A 15292-nucleotide genomic window follows, 5' to 3' on the forward strand; every position below is an offset into this window, starting at 1 on the left:
GGGGCCGACGGCGGGTCCGAGTCCTACTGGCCGGTGGCCTTCTTGGCCGGAGCCTTCTTGGCGGGCGCCTTCGCCGGGGTGGCGGGCTTGGCGGCGGCCTTGACCGGAGCCGCCTTGGCCGGAGCCGCCTTCACGGGCGCAGCCTTCGCGGGAGCGGCCTTCACGGGCGCCTTCACCGTCGGGGCCTTCGCCGCGGCGGTGTCCACCTTGTCGGCAGCGGTCTTGGTGGTCGACTCGGCCTTCTCCCCGGCACCGACGAAGCGGCTGGCGACGGACTCGCCGGCCTCGGAGACCGCGTCGCTGACCTCGTCGGCGACGTCACTGATCCGCTCCGCGGCACGGCCGGCGAACTTGGCGGCCTGCTCGCCGACGGCCCGGGTCTGACGCGCGACGGTGCCGAGCGCCTCCTCGGTGAGGGTGGCGGCGTCGCCGAGCACGGACTCGGCGCGGCCGATGCCCTCCTCGACGGCGGGCTGCTTGCGCAGGCGCTCGACGGTCTCCTCGCCGCGCTCGGCGAGCGAGGTGTAGATGTCGGTGGCGACCTTCAGGTACGCCTCCGCGACCTTGCGTAGCTCGTCCGCGGTGAACCTCTCGCGCAGCTCGGCCAGCTCCTCGGGGAGCTCGGCGGGCAGTCCGGAGAGGCGCTCGCGGAGCGACTCGACGCCCTCGGTGAGGTCGTCCGTGAGCTTCTCGAAACGCTCGCGGGCACTGTCGACGGTGAGGTCGTCGCCCGCGGTGGCGGCGCGCTCACGGACCTGGGCGACGACATCGGCGACGGCCTGCACGACCACGTCACCGGCACCGACGGCCGCGTAGATCGGGGTCTTCACGCTGTCGAAACCTTTGAGTTCAGTCATCTTCGTTCTCCTGTTCGACGGGCTGGGATTCGGGACGCGGATTGTTCTCGCGCCTGAACGATTCGTAGATTTCGAGGAGCACCTGCTTCTGACGCTCCGTGATGGAGACGTCGGAGAGAAGGGCATCCCGCACCGGACTGGCTGGGCGTTGCTCGAGGAATCCAGCCCGCATGTACAGGACCTCCGAGGACATCCGGAGGCCTTTCGCAATCTGCCCGAGCACCTCGGCGGACGGCTTGCGCAGCCCGCGCTCGATCTGGCTCAGGTACGGATTGCTGACGCCGGCCAGCTGCGACAACTGCCGCAGCGAGACCTGTGCGGCTTCACGTTGCGCCTTGATGAAGCTGCCGATGTCCTGCGCCGCAGAGCTGACCACCCGGGCGGCGACTTCGCCGGCACTGTCGCCGGACGCCCGAGATTCGTCGGTCATGCCCTCTCCCTCCCCTGTGGGTGAATCCCACGGTACGGGAGGGTGCTAACTATTGCAAGCACTCTTGTTAGCAGTAGGTGACGATCAGGCGAACATCAGCTGCGAGACGGCGTAGATGGCCAGTCCGGCGAGCGCGCCGACCACCGTGCCGTTGATCCTGATGAACTGCAGATCCCGTCCGACCTGCAGTTCGATCTTGCGGCTGGCCTCCTCCGCGTCCCAGCGGGCGACCGTGTCGGTGATCACGCCGGTGATCTCCTGCGTGTAGTTGGCGCTGATGTAGCGCACCCCGCCGTCGAGCCAGCCCTCGACCTTGGTCCGCAGCTCGGGCTCGTCCCGCAACCGCTCCCCGAGCCGCATCACCGTGTCGCGAGTCTTGGCGCGCAGCGTGCTCTCCGGGTCGTCGGCCGATTCGAGAATCATCCGCTTGGCGACCTTCCAGGCGGCCTCGGCGGCGCCGGTGACCTCCCGGCGGCCCATGAGCTCGGACTTCACCTTCTCGGCCTTGGCCATGGTGACCGGGTCGTTCTGCAGGTCGTTCGCGAAGTCGATCAGGAAGCGGTTCGCGGCCAGCCGCACCTCGTGCTGAGGGTTCGAGCGGACCTTCCAGGTGAACTCGACCAGCTCCTTGTAGATCTTCTCGCCGAGCATGGCGTCGACGAACTTCGGCGACCAGGCCGGGCTGTCGCGGTCGATGATCCGGTCGATCGTCTCCTGACTGCCCAGCGCCCACTGGTGGGCACGTTCGGCGAGCAGGTCGAGCAGCGGCAACTGACGGTTCTCCGCGAGCAGTTCCGCGAGCACCTTGCCGATCGGCGGCCCCCAGGCCGGCTCCGCGATCCGGCGCACGATGGTGTGGTCGATGATCTGCTGAATGTCCTCGTCGCGCAGCACCGCGACGAAGGCGCGCAGCAACGTCGCGGTCTCGGCGGCCACCCGGGCCGCGTTCGCCGGCTCCGCCAGCCAGGTCCCCAGCCGCAGCGGGACCTGGGCGGCCCGCACCTTCTGCGAGACCACCTCGGGTGCCAGGAAGTTCTCTCCGACGAAGCTGCCGAGGCTCGATCCGAGCTGGTCCTTCTTCTTCTTGATGATCGCCGTGTGCGGGATCGGCAGGCCGAGCGGGTGTCGGAAGAGCGCCGTGACGGCGAACCAGTCCGCGAGCGCACCGACCATTCCCGCCTCCGACGCGGCGCGCACGTACCCGACCCACTCGCCCGCGCCCCGGGTCTCCTGCCAGCGACAGAACAGGTACACCGCGGTGGCCAGCACCAGGAACGCGGTGGCGAGCGTCTTCATCTTGCGGAGGTCGCGACGTTTCGCCGCATCGTCCCCGCTCAGCAACTGCATCACCTGGCCATTGTGCCGAATTTCCGGCAGGCACCGCGGCTATCCCCGGCTCGACCAGGGACGCACCACTAAGCTGGTGTCCGAATATCGATTCGAACGGATGTGGCGAAACCCAGTGCCGAAGAAGACAGCACCGAACGGACCCGACCTCGGCGACACCGAGTTGGCCGAGAAGCAGGCCGAGAAGCCCGACGGGCGCAAGCGTCGCTGGCGCGAGCACAAGATCGCGCGGCGCGAGGAACTCGTCGACGGCACCATCGCGGCGATCCGAGCCCGCGGCCGCGACATCGGGATGGACGAGATCGCCTCCGAGATCGGCGTCTCCAAGACGGTCCTGTACCGCTACTTCAACGACAAGAACGACCTGACCAGCGCCACGATGACGCGCTACGTCGAGACCGTCATCGCGCCGCGCATGTACGCGGCCATCGGCGGCGACATGAGCGAGTACGAGCTGACGCGGGTCGCGATCACGGCCTACGTCGAGACGGTCGCCGCGGACCCCGAGGTCTACCTGTACGTGATGGCGAACAGCAGCGGCGCCAACCGCGACGTCGTCGCCGAGTCCGAGCGGATGATCGCGGAACTGCTGTCCGCGGTGCTCGGCGAGCGACTGCGCCTGATGGAAATGGATTCCGGCGGAGCGGTGCCGTGGGCGTACGGCATCGTCGGCGCCGTCCAGTTGGCCACCCACTGGTGGATCTCCAACAAGTCGATGACCGCCGAGAACCTGATCGACTACCTGACGATGATGACCTGGGGCGGGGTCACCGGGATCGCGGCGGTCGCCGGCTCGCCCGCGCGGTTCGAGGCGATGCCACACCCACTGGTCCAGGAGGACACCGACAAGCTCTGAGCACCACCCCGGAAATCTTGTTGTGACCATCGGTAACAGGTACCCTGGTCGGGTGAGCGACTTCGACACGGACGAGGGACACGATGCGCCCGACGGCTACGCGGGCAAGGCCCTGGTCACCGTCGGCGATCACCCGACCCTCGCCCTCGACGTCCAGCTCGCGGGTCATTTCGAGCCGATCAGCGGCCGGTACGTCTGGCACGGCCGGGTGCGCGGACTGACCGAGGCACTCGGCCCCGACGTGACGATCGAACCCGGCACCGACCTCGAGATCGAGACCCCGGAGGGCGTCGGCGCCGCTCGCGTCACCGCGATCGACCTGTGGGGCAGTCACATGATCGAGGGCGGGTCGAAGCGGCCGTTCACCGCGATGGAGGACACCGAGGGGCTGCTCTAGCGCCCCCCGCCTCACCCGCGGTCCGCCCCGATGCCGTCGGTTCCGATACCGCCGCGCATCAGCTCCACCAGTGGCCGGGCCAGGCTCTCGCCGGACCGCTGCCTGTCGTCCAGCGGCACCACCGCCGCCAGCAGCAACGCCGAGGTCATCGCCTCCCCGACCACCTCGACATCGATCCCCGGGCCGAGGTCGCCCGGCCGGAGTTCGGCGAGCGATGCGGCGGCGATCGCCCCGCACCGCGCGAGCTCACGCTGCAGCCGGTCGATCAACGCCGGGTCCACGGCGGGTGCGTCGAAGAGGACGAACCGCACCAGCGCCGAGTCCTGACGGACGAGGGCGTTGAGACGTTCGAGAGCGAGCTGGAAGCGGTCGAAGAACTCCTCCAATCCGTCGGCGCGTTCGAGGTGCACGTCCGTCAATTGCGCACCGACCAGCGCGAATCCACGGTCGATCACCGCATCGAGGATGTCCCGTTTGCTGGTGAAGTAGTTGTAGAAGGTGCCGTGGCCGAGGCCCGCCGCCGCGACCACGTCCGCCACACCGCAGTTGCCGTAACCGCGCTCGGAGAACACCTCCGATGCCGCACGCACCAACGCCTCGCGCCGAGCGCTGCGCGGCGGCGTGCTGCCGGTCACCGCGCCGGCTCCGGGACGCGGGTCGGTGCGCGCAGACCGAAGGTGACGAGCCCGACCACCGCCGCGGTGTACCGGTCGGGATCGACCGTCAGATGCCCACCGCTGACGCCGCGCAACAGCCCCGGCCAGGTCAGCGCGATGATCGCCTGGCTGAGTGCGCTCGTGTCCAGGTCGCGACGCAGCCAGCCGTCCTCGATCCCGTGGTCGAGCAGACCGGCGACGATCGCCGCGAGTTCGTTCTGGCCGCGCATCAGCCTGCAACCGCGTTCGTCCTCCAACGCGTTGGCCTCGACCAGCAGCAGCCGCAGCGTCCGCGGCGCCGTCCCTGCCATCCCGAAGAGCACCTCGGACAGGTCGCGGATCCGCTCGACCAGGCCGGCGGGCGAATCCGGCGGCCGCAGTACCGAGCGGCACTCGAGCGCCTCGCGCAACTCCCCGACACACCGGTCGACGACCTGGTCGAGGATCTCGCGTTTGCTCCCGAAGTAGCGGTAGAGCGTGCCCATCCCCATGCCGGCGTGCTCGGCCAACTGAGCGGCGGAGGTGCCGTCGTAGCCGCGCACGGCGAACATGTCCATTGCGGCCGAGAGGATCTGATCGCGACGCTGCGCGGTGAGTCCGGCCGTCGGCGGTCGTCCCCGACGCAAGGGCACCGGCCCGCTCGGTGTCCGAGACAACACAACTCCGTTCTGCGCCGCCCCGCCGAGCGCCTTCGTCCTCCGTCAGCAGTCCACGGCAACCCTAACAAGCCGTCCCGCCTCGAACGTCGATCGATTGTCCGGAATTCGACTACCCGGCCGCTCGGCCGATCAGGTCGAAGTCCGCCGGATCGACCTTGCGGGTGCGTAGCCAGTACTGCCACGTGAACCCCGGCCAGATCGTCCGGTTCACCCCCTTGGCGTCGAGGTACCAGCTGACGCAGCCGCCGTTGGTCCACACTCCCTTGCCCAACTTGCGCTGGATGTCGGCATTGGACCGGTCCTGTGCACTGCGGCGCACCGAGATCGCCTCCGCACCGGCGTCGTCGACGAGCCGGATCGCCTCCATCACGTAGCGGATCTGTTGCTCGATCATGAACACCACCGAGTTGTGCCCCAGCGCCGTGTTCGGACCGAGCAGGAAGAAGGCGTTCGGAAACCCCTCGATGGTGATGCCGAGGTGGGTCTCGATACCGTGCTCGTTCCAGTACGGCACCAACTCCCGGCCGTTCACGCCGACGATGTTCATGCCGTCGAACCCGTCGGTCACGTGGAACCCCGTGCCGTAGATGATCGCGTCCACGTCCCTTTCGGTACCGTCCGCGGTCACCACGCCGCCTTCGGTGACCCGCTCGATCCGGTCCGTGACGACCTCGACGTTCGGCCTGGCCAGCGCCGGATAGTAGTCGTTGGAACCGAGAATGCGTTTGCAGCCGATCCGATAGTCGGGCGTCAGTTTGCGCTGCAACTCCGGATCCTCGATGGACTTGGCAATGTTCTTCTTCGCCAGCTTCTCCAGTGGCGCCATGAGATTGGAGTGTCCGTTGAGGCCGATCGCCAACGCCTCCGACACCCAGTAGACGAAGTCTCGAAATGCCCTTCGCACCAATGGAACTCGGCGGAACAATCGCTTCGCCCGTGGCGAGTGTTCGAAGTTCGTCCTCGGCACGACCCACGCGGGGGTGCGCTGGAACAGTTGCAGCCGCGCCACCCGGTCGACGATCTCCGGTACGAATTGGACTGCGCTGGCACCGGTCCCGATCACCGCGACCCTCTTACCAGTCAGGTCGTAGTCGTGGTTCCACTGGGCCGAGTGGAACGCGACACCACCGAACACGTCCAACCCCGGCAGGTCCGGGAACCTGGGGACGTGCAGCGCTCCGATCCCGGAGACGAGGAACTGGGTCACGTATTCCGTGCCGTCGTCGGTGCGCACGTGCCAGCGCTTCTCGGCCTCGTCCCAGTAGCCGCCGGTGGTCCGCCGACCGAAGTGGATGTACCGGCGCAGGTCGTACTTGTCGGCGAGATCGAACAGGTAGTCGAGGATCTCAGCCTGACCCGACCACACCTTCGACCAGTCCGGGTTCGGCTCGAAGGAGAACGAGTACATGTGCGAGGGCACGTCGCAGGCGCAGCCCGGATAGGTGTTCTCCCGCCAGGTGCCGCCCACCTCGTCCGCCTTCTCCAGCACCACGAAGTCGGAGCGCCCCGCCTTGCGCAACTGAATGGCCATGCCGAGTCCGGAGAAGCCGGAGCCGACCACCAGTACCCGAGTCCGATGAATTCGCTTCTCCGACTTGCCCGTTCCGGCGTGTTCCGTGTCGGCGACCATTGTTCACCCTCCTGCGTGCCTGGACGTCACGCGGTCCGGTCGGACTCGACCCGCTCCAGCAACCCGGCCAGGCGCCGGGCCAGGTCCTCGGACCGCTCGTAGGACAGCTGATGGCCCGCGCCCTCGTAGACCACGAGCGTGGCCTCCGGGAGATGCGAGACGATCTTGCGGGAATGCGGCGGCGGGCACAGCCGATCCCGGGAACCCGCAGCGACCAGCACCTCCGCCGCCGCGTACCGGTCGAGGTAGCCGGCACGGTCGTGCCTGAGGATGTCCGCCCCGAACGACGGCACGGAGCGCGGATCGGCGCGTCGCATCTCCCCGGCGGTCCGCTCGACGGCCGTGCGATCGGCGCGGGACCCGAACAGCAGTCGCTCGACGAGCCGGTACCGCATCGACGCGGGCAGGTGGCGGTGCGCCCGGAACCCGAGACCGACCGCGACGGGCAACGCGGCCCGCAGTCCCGGCACCCGATCGATCGACTTGTCGAACCGGCCCGCGCCGGTGGCCAGGAACGCGGCCGCCGCCACCCGCCCCCGCACCAGCTCCGGATGGCGCTCGCCGAGCGCCATCATCGCCATTCCGCCCATCGAGTGCCCGACCAGCACGATCGGACCGTCGGGGACCAGCCGCCCGATGGTCTCGGCGAGATCGTCGGCATACCGCGCGACGGTCGCGGCGCCCCCTCGCGCAGAGCCCGACGACCCGTGCCCGCGACAGTCGATCGCGACCAGTCGAGCCGGGCGGGCCGACCGGGTCAGCAGCGCGATCAGGTCGTCCCAGGACCCGCCGTCGAGCGTCCAGCCGTGCGCGAACACGACCGTCACCGACGCGGATCGCGGGCCGGCCTCGCGCACGGTCAGTGCCACTCCGTCCGACGTGACGAAGGACGATACGGCCTGCATGAGCGCCTCCCACTGCTGTCGCCGGGGCCGTCCCTGCGTGCCCCCGACGCCGTCAACACTAGCCCGAATCGCCGCCGCCAATGCCGCCGATTACCGGCCTGGACGTGACAGAGTCGCCGTCATGTCAAAGAAGAATTCGCGCGAGGGCTGGGAGATCCCGGCCACCGAGGCGGTGCGGGCCACCGCCGACACCCGGGTCGCCGAGATCGACACGAACGGCATGCCCGGCTTCATCGGTGACAAGCAGATGGGCGAGCGCCTGCTCGAGGAGCGCGGCGCCGATCTGTCGGCACTGCAGGAGAAGCTCTTCGCCAACGGCCGCGCCGTGAGCGAGCATCGCTCGGTGCTGCTGGTCCTGCAGGGCATGGACACCGCGGGCAAGGGCGGCATGGTCCGGCACGTGATCGGTCACGTCGACCCGCAGGGTGTCGACCACGCCTCGTTCGGCGTGCCGACCGAGGAAGAGAAGCGCCACGACTACCTGTGGCGAATCCGCAAGGCACTGCCGAGAAGTGGCCAGATCGGCGTGTTCGACCGCTCGCACTACGAGGACGTACTGGTCGTGCGGGTGCACAACCTGGTGCCGCCGGCGGAGTGGGAACCGCGCTACGACGAGATCAACGAGTTCGAGAAACAACTCGTCGAGGCCGGGACCAGCATCGTCAAGGTCGCGATGTTCGTGTCGTTGGACGAGCAGAAGGCGCGACTGGCCGAGCGCCTGGACCGCCCCGACAAGTACTGGAAGTACAACCCGGGTGACGTCACCGAGCGCGGCTACTGGCCGCAGTACCAGCAGGCCTACCAGGCCATGCTGGACCGGACGTCGACTGACCACGCGCCCTGGCACGTCGTGCCGTGCGATCGGAAGTGGTACAGCAGGCTGGCGGTGACCGAGTTGCTCATCGACGCACTCGAACGCCTCGACTTGACCTGGCCGCCAGCCGATTTCGACATCGACACGGAGAAGCGCCGGCTCGCGGAGTCGTGACCGGCCACGGCCGCGTTCGATTCGCGGCTCGACGTAGGTCCCGCTACGGGAAGTGCAGCATCTCCCGGTTCGCCTTGCGGTCGTGACGAACCGTGCCGCCGACCACCGCGATCGCGGTCACGATGGCGAGCACGCAGGCGGCTCCGGCGATGGCGGCCCAGCCGCCGTAGCCGGATCCCGCCGCCACCAGGAACATGCCGAGGGTCACCGCGGTCAGCAGGACGCAACCGAACGCCACCCAGCCCGCAACGATGTTCAGACTCATCGGAGACTCACACCCGCCAGGCGTCGCCGCCGGGCAGCGGGAATCGTGGGGTGTGCTGGTGCACCCGGCGATCGTGGCGCACCGCACTGCTGATGATGCTCGACCCGATCAGCAGGGAAACCACGCAGATCGCGGCGCTGACGATCGCCCAGCCGACGAAGCCCGAGGCCGCCGCGAGCAGGGTCAGTGCGAAGGTCAGTAGTGCCACCAGTCCGAGGGCGTATCCGACCCATTCGGAGAACAGGCTCAGCTTCTCGGGGAACCGACGCACATCGCCGGGCAGTCTGTGCAGCTCGTCGGAGAACATGTGCACACGCATGTCGGAGAACCAGTCTCGAATCATGATCGCTCCTCCTCGACTCGAGGATCAACTGTTGCGCTCGACGCTACGCCCGCAGAACGGACCACGACAAGGTCAGTACCTGCCGATCGGCTCGGGGTGCTGGGTCAGCTTGCCGACCATTGCCGCGCAGAAACCGGGCAGGTCAGCCGGGCCGCGACTGGTCACGAGGTTGCGGTCGACGACGACCTTCTCGTTCACATGGATGCCGCCCGCGTTGACGATGTCGGTACGCAGGCTCGGCCAACTGGTGAGGGTCCGCCCGGTGACCGCGCCCGCCTCGACGAGCAGCCACGGGGCGTGCCCGATGGCTCCGACCGGCTTGCCGACGTGCAGGAAGTGCCGGACGAAGGCGACCGCGTGGTCGTCGAGGCGCAGTCGGTCCGGATTGAGCGTGCCGCCGGGCAGGATCAACCCGTCGTACTCGTCCACGTCAGCTCGACCGACCACCAGGTCCACGACGAATCGGTCGGCGACGTGCACGTCCGCGCGGTAGGCCTGGATCTCGCCCGGCCTGATCGAGAGCAGCTCGGTGGTGCCACCCGCCGCCTCGATCGCCTCTCGCGTCTCGACCAGCTCGGACTGCTCGACGCCGTCGGCCGCCAGCACCGCCACACGGTGGCCGTCGAGTTGTCTGCTCATCGCCGAAGGCCCCTTTCCGAGTCCCCCAACCCGAGTATGGACCTCACCGCACGCCCGGGCTACGTCGTCGCCGGAAGTCCCCGGGACGCTCAGAAGGTCCCGGCGTCGATCACGAAGCGGTACCGCGCGTCGCTGCCCAGCACCCGCTCGTAGGCCTCGTTGATCTGGTCCGCGGCAATGAGTTCGATCTCGGCAGCAATCCCGTGCTCCGCGCAGAAGTCGAGCATCTCCTGGGTCTGACGGATGCCACCGACGTTGGAGCCGGCGAGGCTGCGACGGTTCCCGGCCAGCGAGAAGCTGCGCACGGACAGCGGCTTCTCCGGAAGTCCGAGCAGCACGAGAGTGCCGTCGAGCGCGAGCATTCCGAGGTACGCGTCCATGTCGAGATTCACCGAGACGGTGTTGAGGATGAGGTCGAACCGGTTGCGCAACTCCTTGAACACCGCCGGGTCGGCGGTCGCGCGGTAGTCGTCGGCGCCGAAGCGCAGACCGTCCTCCCGCTTGGCGAGTGAGTGGCTGAGCACCGTCACCTCGGCACCCATCGCGTGCGCGATCTTCACGCCGACGTGCCCGAGCCCGCCCATGCCGACGATCGCGACTCTGGTGCCCGGACCCGCATTCCAGTGCCGCAGCGGGGAGAAGAGGGTGATGCCCGCGCACAGGAGCGGCGTGGCGACGTCCAACTCGAGGCCGTCGGGGATCGACAACACGAAACCCTCGGTCACGACGATGTGCGTCGAGTACCCGCCCTGCGTGATCTCGCCGTCGCGACCCTTGGAGTTGTAGGTCGCGGTGACCCTGTTGGCGCAGTACTGCTCGTCACCGGCGACGCACGGATCGCAGTGACCGCACGAGTCCACGAAGCAACCGACGCCGACCCGGTCGCCGACCTCGTGCCGCGTCACCTCCGAGCCGACCTCGACGACGATGCCGGTGATCTCGTGGCCGGGCACGATCGGGTAGCGGGTGCCGCCCCACTCGTTGCGGGCGGTGTGGATGTCCGAGTGGCAGATTCCGGAGAACTTGATCTCGATCAGGACGTCGAGCGGGCCGAGGTCACGGCGGTCGACGGTGGTCTTCTCGAGCGGGGCGTCCGGAGCGATCGCGGCGTACGCGGAGACGGTGAGCATGCGTACATGTCTATCCGCGCGGCTCTCCTCGTGCAACGCGGGAATCACCGAATCGGACCCGCGGCAGTGGGACTCTCGCTAGTCTCGAGCAAACTTGGACAACTGTCCAGTCCTGTGCTCGAGCGATTGTCCACCCGACGCCTCCCCTAGGAAACAGATGCGCAAACTCCTCCCGATCGGTCTCGCCGCGGCGGTCGTCGCGGGTGTCCTCGCTTTGGCGCCTGCCGCGTCCGCCGAACCGGCGACGACGGCACCACCGACCCAGGTTCGGCCGCACGGCCGCGCCCTCGTCGACGGGTACGGGCGCACCGTGCTGCTGCACGGCGTGAACAACGTCGACAAGGAGGCGCCCTACATCGAGCCGGGCAACGGGCTGACCGTGACCGCCGCCGACGCCGACCTGCTCGCGCAACACGGCTTCAACACGGTGCGCCTCGGCGTGGAGTTCGACGGACTGATGCCGCAACGCGGCGTGGTCGACACCGCCTACCTCGACCGAATCGCCGGGGTCGTCGACGTCCTCGGCGCCCGCGGGATCCACGTGCTGCTCGACAACCATCAGGACGGCATCGGAAAGCCCTGGGGCGGCAACGGATTCCCCGACTGGGCGACCACTGCCCGCCCGCAGTCCTGGGAACCCAACCCGGGCTTTCCGCTCAACTACCTGATGCCCAGCATGAACATCGCCTGGGACGGGATCTGGGCGAACAAGGACGGCGTCCTCGACCACCTCGGCGACGCGCTCGCCGCGCTGGCCACGCGAGTCGAGGGCAAGCAGGCGGTGCTCGGCATCGAGCTGATGAACGAACCGTGGCCGGGATCGCCGTTCCTGACCTGCTTCCCGAACGGCTGTCCGGACTTCGATCGGACGTACCAGGCCGCGATGCAGAAACTCACCGACCACATCCGGTCCGCGAGCACGACTCTGCCGGTGTACTGGGAACCCAACGTCACGTGGAACGAGACGATGCCGAGCAACCTCGGCAATCCGCCGAAGACTCCGGCGATCACCGACCCGAACATCGCACTGTCCGTGCACGACTACTGCATCCCCAGCCAGATGAGCATCTACGGCGGGCTGCCCGGTGGACTGAAGGCCGCGTGCCCGGCGCAGCACGACAAGACCTGGTTCAACATCGACACCCTCGGCGCTCGGACCGAGCGTCCCGTCCTGGTCACCGAGTTCGGCGACATCGACCCGGAAACGTTGGCGGCCACGATGTCTCGCGCCGACGAGCGCTTCACCGGCTGGCAGTACTGGCACTACCGGTCGTCCTTCGGCCCGCACGGCGGCGACCCGTTCACCGGCGAGGTCGGCAAGCAGCTGGTGCGCACCTATCCGCAGGCCACCGCAGGCACCCCCGGGAAGCTGCAGTTCAACCCGAACAACGGCGACTTCCGGTACACCTACACCCCGAGGCCGTCGGGCAGGCCGACCGAGATCTACGTGTCCGACCTGCACTACCCCGCCGGGTACCTCGCCGAGGTCACCGGCGGCCAGGTCACCTCTGCGGCGGACGCCCGGACGGTCACCGTCGAGGCCGACGGCACCGGACCGGTGACGGTCAAGATCCACCGACCCGACTCGGACGGCAACGACCTGCCCGGCGCCGCCGGCAGCAGCTCCGGGTCGAACGGCGGCGCGGGCCCGAGCGGCAGCTCGGGTTCCTGACCGCCCGAACAGAAGGGCCCCGGACCGTGACGGTCCGGGGCCTTCCCGTTTCCCAGGGCGCGGCACCCGCGACCGCGACCACTCACGGGTCGCGGGTGACGCGCACGTCCTGTCGGCACTCGCCGCGGCAGGCGCTACGCCTGTTCGGCGGACGCCTCCGCGCGCCGGCGCAGTCGCCGCGCGGCGGCAACCAGGTTGCGCAACGACGGCTCGAGCTGCCAGTAGTGCCGGGTCTTGAGGCCACCGTCCGGATTCGCCCACAGCCGGTCGAGTTCGACCGACTCCGCCGCCACCGTGAGGAGCTCGTCGAGCTCGTCGATGTCCGGGATGCGAGCCGAACGGGACTCGTAGACACCGGGTCCCACACCGTGGGTGAGCTTGCGCTCCTTGATCGCGTCGAGCACCCAGGAGATCGAGCGGGTCGCCACGATCGCCGTCACGTCGGCGTCCATCCGCTCGATCGCGTCGACCACCTGCTGCTGACTGGTGTACGTCAGGTGCGTGTGGATCTGGGTTTCCGGCTTCGCGCCGCCGGTCGCCAGCTTGAACGCGTCGACCGCCCAGTCCAGGTACTCCTTCCGCCCACCGTCACGCAGTGGCAGCAGTTCCCGGATCGCCGGCTCGTCGACCTGGATGATCGCGATGCCCGCGGCCTCGAGGTCGGCGACCTCGTCGCGGATCGCCAGGGCCAGCTGGTCGGCGGTCTCGTGCAGCGGCTGGTCCTGCCGGACGAACGAGCGCGCCAGCATCGTGACCGGGCCCGTGAGCATGCCCTTGACCGGCCTGTCGGTCAGCGACTGCGCGTAGCCGATCCACGAGGTCGTCATCGGTCCCCGGCGCCGGACGTCGCCGTACAGAATCGGCGGGCGCACGCACCGTGACCCGTACGCCTGCACCCAGCCGTTGTGCGTGAACGCGAAACCGTCCATCAGCTCGGCGAAGTACTGGATCATGTCGTTGCGCTCGTGCTCACCGTGCACGAAGACGTCGAGCCCGATGTCCTCCTGCAGCCGGATGGTGCGCTCGATCTCGGCCTGGATTCGCTTGACGTAGTCGGCCCATTCCAGCCGTCCCTGTCCGAGTTCGTACCGCGCCTGCCGGATCGCGTCGGTCTGTGGGAAGGAGCCGAGCGTCGTCGCCGGCACCTTCGGCAGATTCAGCCTGGCCTGCTGCGCGGCGCAGCGCACCTCGTACGGCGCGCGGATCCGGTCCTCGGCCTTGATGTTGTAGACCCGCTGGCGCACTTCGTGCTTCTGCTTGAAGTGCACCTTCGACGGCTTCTTGCGCCACCGCTCGGACGGGCCCTCGGTCAGCGCCTTGGCGAGCGAGACCACCTCGCCGACCTTCTGCTTCGCGAAGGCGAGCCGGTCCGCGACGTCCCCGTCGAGGTCCCACTCGGCCAGCACGTCGTAGGGCACGTGCATCAGCGAGCACGAGGTGGACACGACCAGGTCCGGGATCACGTCCTTGAGGCTCGACAGGTAGGTCAGCGTGACGAAACTGTCTGCCCGCCAGACATTTCGACCGTTGACGACGCCTGCGTAGAGGCGCTTGCGCTTGAGTCCGGGGATCGCGGCCAGTTCTTCGGCCTTGACCTTGCCGTACACCAGGTCCAGACCGAGCGCCTCGACCTTCGTCGCGGCGAGGATGGGCAGTGCCTCACCGAGGCTGCCGTACGGTCCGGTCACCAGGATCCGCGGACGCAGCGGCGCGTGCGAGAGCGCGGTGTAGGCCCGGCCGAGCGCGGCCAGCTCCTCGTCGGTGCGGTCCTGGGTGAAGGCCGGCTCGTCCAGCTGGATGCAGGTCGCGCCCGCCTTCGCCAGTCGCTCGAAGAGCGCCTCGTACTGCGGCAGCAGCGAGTCGAGCAGGTCGAGGGTCGAGAAGCCCTCGGCGGCACTCGCACCGGACTTGGACAGCAGCAGCAGCGAGACCGGTCCCAGCACCACCGGGCGCAGCTCGATGCCGTGCCCCTTGGCCCGCTCGAACTCGTCCATCAGGGCGTCCGCGTGCAACGCGAACACCGTGTCCTGGTCGAGCTCGGGCTGCCGGTAGTAGTAGTTGGTGTCGATGTAGCGCACCAGCTCGAGCGGCGGGAAGTCCGGCCGGCCGCGGGCCATCGTGAAGTAGAAGTCGAGCTCGTCGAGCTCACCCTGCAGCGGTGCGAATCGCGCAGGCACCGCACCGAAGAGCAGCGCGTTGTCCAGCACGTGGTCGTAGTAGGAGAAGGTGTTTCCGGGGACCTGCGTCAATCCGGTCGCCGCGAGCTCGCTCCAGGTCTGCTCCTGGAGATCGCGTCCGATGGCGACGAGTTCCGCCTGGCTGGACTGGCCGTGCCAGTACGCCTCGAGGGCGCGCTTGAGCTCGCGGCGGGGCCCGATCCGCGGGTATCCCAGCACGCTGGAACTGTAAGTAGCTGCGCTGCTTGACATCGTTGTCGACCCTTCCCTGATGCGCTTCGCGCCCGTGCGCGATCGGTACCCCTACCGGGGTGGAAATCGCGCACGGGCGCCGAAGGTGC

The 15292-nt window shown here is 68.6% G+C and carries 16 protein-coding genes; 4 read left to right on the plus strand and 12 right to left on the minus strand.

What is annotated here, in order from left to right; genetic code table 11:
- Nucleotides 1-23: 23 nt before the first annotated feature.
- The 3 genes from ACFXGJ_RS08360 to ACFXGJ_RS08370 form a co-directional block, all read right to left on the minus strand.
- A complete protein-coding gene (locus tag ACFXGJ_RS08360; RefSeq protein ID WP_378617882.1) occupies nt 24-857 on the minus strand; it encodes a heparin-binding hemagglutinin in 834 nt (277 codons plus the stop codon).
- A complete protein-coding gene (locus ACFXGJ_RS08365; RefSeq protein ID WP_378617883.1) occupies nt 850-1287 on the minus strand; it encodes a helix-turn-helix domain-containing protein in 438 nt (145 codons plus the stop codon). Before ACFXGJ_RS08365 ends, ACFXGJ_RS08360 begins: the two co-directional genes overlap by 8 nt.
- Nucleotides 1288-1371: 84 nt before the next feature.
- On the minus strand, nt 1372-2634 hold the full coding sequence (locus ACFXGJ_RS08370; RefSeq protein ID WP_378617924.1) for a DUF445 domain-containing protein: 1263 nt from the start codon (nt 2632-2634) through the stop codon (nt 1372-1374).
- A 100-nt stretch (nt 2635-2734) separates the two neighbouring features.
- Here ACFXGJ_RS08370 and ACFXGJ_RS08375 point away from each other — a divergent pair, with 100 nt between their 5' ends.
- Nucleotides 2735-3490 (plus strand): TetR/AcrR family transcriptional regulator, encoded by a 756-nt coding sequence (locus ACFXGJ_RS08375; protein ID WP_378617884.1) that lies wholly within the window; start codon nt 2735-2737, stop codon nt 3488-3490.
- Between the two features lie 52 nt (nt 3491-3542).
- Nucleotides 3543-3887: a DUF4873 domain-containing protein gene (locus tag ACFXGJ_RS08380; RefSeq protein ID WP_378617885.1), complete on the plus strand. Its 345-nt coding sequence runs from the start codon at nt 3543-3545 to the stop codon at nt 3885-3887.
- A gap of 11 nt (nt 3888-3898) precedes the next feature.
- Here the strand turns inward: ACFXGJ_RS08380 and ACFXGJ_RS08385 are convergent, their stop codons facing one another.
- The 4 genes from ACFXGJ_RS08385 to ACFXGJ_RS08400 all read right to left on the minus strand — a co-directional run bounded on the left by ACFXGJ_RS08385 (nt 3899) and on the right by ACFXGJ_RS08400 (nt 7737).
- Nucleotides 3899-4522 (minus strand): TetR/AcrR family transcriptional regulator, encoded by a 624-nt coding sequence (locus ACFXGJ_RS08385; protein WP_378617886.1) that lies wholly within the window; start codon nt 4520-4522, stop codon nt 3899-3901.
- Nucleotides 4519-5175: a TetR/AcrR family transcriptional regulator gene (locus tag ACFXGJ_RS08390; protein WP_378617887.1), complete on the minus strand. Its 657-nt coding sequence runs from the start codon at nt 5173-5175 to the stop codon at nt 4519-4521. The genes ACFXGJ_RS08385 and ACFXGJ_RS08390 overlap by 4 nt, the downstream gene beginning before the upstream one ends.
- Before the next feature lie 136 nt (nt 5176-5311).
- Nucleotides 5312-6832, minus strand: coding sequence for a flavin-containing monooxygenase (locus ACFXGJ_RS08395; RefSeq protein ID WP_378617888.1), 1521 nt, complete (start codon nt 6830-6832; stop codon nt 5312-5314).
- A 26-nt stretch (nt 6833-6858) separates the two neighbouring features.
- On the minus strand, nt 6859-7737 hold the full coding sequence (locus tag ACFXGJ_RS08400) for an alpha/beta fold hydrolase (protein WP_378617889.1): 879 nt from the start codon (nt 7735-7737) through the stop codon (nt 6859-6861).
- Between the two features lie 121 nt (nt 7738-7858).
- Here ACFXGJ_RS08400 and ACFXGJ_RS08405 point away from each other — a divergent pair, with 121 nt between their 5' ends.
- A complete protein-coding gene (locus ACFXGJ_RS08405) occupies nt 7859-8725 on the plus strand; it encodes a polyphosphate kinase 2 family protein (protein ID WP_378617890.1) in 867 nt (288 codons plus the stop codon).
- Nucleotides 8726-8768: 43 nt separating this feature from the next.
- Here ACFXGJ_RS08405 and ACFXGJ_RS08410 read toward each other — a convergent pair whose 3' ends face one another.
- From ACFXGJ_RS08410 to ACFXGJ_RS08425, 4 genes are all read right to left on the minus strand, one after another.
- Nucleotides 8769-8990 carry a hypothetical protein gene (locus tag ACFXGJ_RS08410; protein WP_378617891.1) on the minus strand — a complete coding sequence of 74 codons (222 nt, stop codon included), beginning with the start codon at nt 8988-8990 and terminating at the stop codon, nt 8769-8771.
- A 7-nt stretch (nt 8991-8997) separates the two neighbouring features.
- Nucleotides 8998-9333 (minus strand): hypothetical protein, encoded by a 336-nt coding sequence (locus ACFXGJ_RS08415; protein WP_378617892.1) that lies wholly within the window; start codon nt 9331-9333, stop codon nt 8998-9000.
- A gap of 72 nt (nt 9334-9405) precedes the next feature.
- Nucleotides 9406-9972, minus strand: coding sequence for a type 1 glutamine amidotransferase domain-containing protein (locus tag ACFXGJ_RS08420; RefSeq protein WP_378617893.1), 567 nt, complete (start codon nt 9970-9972; stop codon nt 9406-9408).
- Nucleotides 9973-10061: 89 nt separating this feature from the next.
- Complete coding sequence (locus tag ACFXGJ_RS08425) at nt 10062-11102, minus strand: NAD(P)-dependent alcohol dehydrogenase (protein WP_378617894.1); 1041 nt, start codon at nt 11100-11102, stop codon at nt 10062-10064.
- Nucleotides 11103-11259: 157 nt separating this feature from the next.
- Here ACFXGJ_RS08425 and ACFXGJ_RS08430 point away from each other — a divergent pair, with 157 nt between their 5' ends.
- Nucleotides 11260-12774: a cellulase family glycosylhydrolase gene (locus ACFXGJ_RS08430; RefSeq protein ID WP_378617895.1), complete on the plus strand. Its 1515-nt coding sequence runs from the start codon at nt 11260-11262 to the stop codon at nt 12772-12774.
- 134 nt (nt 12775-12908) lie between these two features.
- Here ACFXGJ_RS08430 and metE read toward each other — a convergent pair whose 3' ends face one another.
- Complete coding sequence (gene metE / locus ACFXGJ_RS08435; protein WP_378617896.1) at nt 12909-15203, minus strand: 5-methyltetrahydropteroyltriglutamate--homocysteine S-methyltransferase; 2295 nt, start codon at nt 15201-15203, stop codon at nt 12909-12911.
- Nucleotides 15204-15292: the final 89 nt, after the last annotated feature.

The organism is Rhodococcus sp. NPDC059234 (assembly GCF_042754225.1).
GTDB lineage: Bacteria > Actinomycetota > Actinomycetes > Mycobacteriales > Mycobacteriaceae > Rhodococcus_G.

Excerpts from the sequence above, each read along its gene's own strand:
- ACFXGJ_RS08375 (WP_378617884.1), top strand. The coding sequence starts at position 2,735 with ATGTGGCGAAACCCAGTGCCGAAGAAGACAGCACCGAACGGACCCGAC.
- ACFXGJ_RS08405 (WP_378617890.1), top strand. The coding sequence starts at position 7,859 with ATGTCAAAGAAGAATTCGCGCGAGGGCTGGGAGATCCCGGCCACCGAG.
- ACFXGJ_RS08395 (WP_378617888.1), bottom strand. The coding sequence starts at position 6,832 with ATGGTCGCCGACACGGAACACGCCGGAACGGGCAAGTCGGAGAAGCGA.
- ACFXGJ_RS08415 (WP_378617892.1), bottom strand. The coding sequence starts at position 9,333 with ATGATTCGAGACTGGTTCTCCGACATGCGTGTGCACATGTTCTCCGAC.
- ACFXGJ_RS08430 (WP_378617895.1), top strand. The coding sequence starts at position 11,260 with ATGCGCAAACTCCTCCCGATCGGTCTCGCCGCGGCGGTCGTCGCGGGT.
- ACFXGJ_RS08360 (WP_378617882.1), bottom strand. The coding sequence starts at position 857 with ATGACTGAACTCAAAGGTTTCGACAGCGTGAAGACCCCGATCTACGCG.
- ACFXGJ_RS08400 (WP_378617889.1), bottom strand. The coding sequence starts at position 7,737 with ATGCAGGCCGTATCGTCCTTCGTCACGTCGGACGGAGTGGCACTGACC.
- ACFXGJ_RS08370 (WP_378617924.1), bottom strand. The coding sequence starts at position 2,634 with ATGCAGTTGCTGAGCGGGGACGATGCGGCGAAACGTCGCGACCTCCGC.
- ACFXGJ_RS08420 (WP_378617893.1), bottom strand. The coding sequence starts at position 9,972 with ATGAGCAGACAACTCGACGGCCACCGTGTGGCGGTGCTGGCGGCCGAC.
- ACFXGJ_RS08365 (WP_378617883.1), bottom strand. The coding sequence starts at position 1,287 with ATGACCGACGAATCTCGGGCGTCCGGCGACAGTGCCGGCGAAGTCGCC.
- metE (WP_378617896.1), bottom strand. The coding sequence starts at position 15,203 with ATGTCAAGCAGCGCAGCTACTTACAGTTCCAGCGTGCTGGGATACCCG.
- ACFXGJ_RS08410 (WP_378617891.1), bottom strand. The coding sequence starts at position 8,990 with ATGAGTCTGAACATCGTTGCGGGCTGGGTGGCGTTCGGTTGCGTCCTG.
- ACFXGJ_RS08425 (WP_378617894.1), bottom strand. The coding sequence starts at position 11,102 with ATGCTCACCGTCTCCGCGTACGCCGCGATCGCTCCGGACGCCCCGCTC.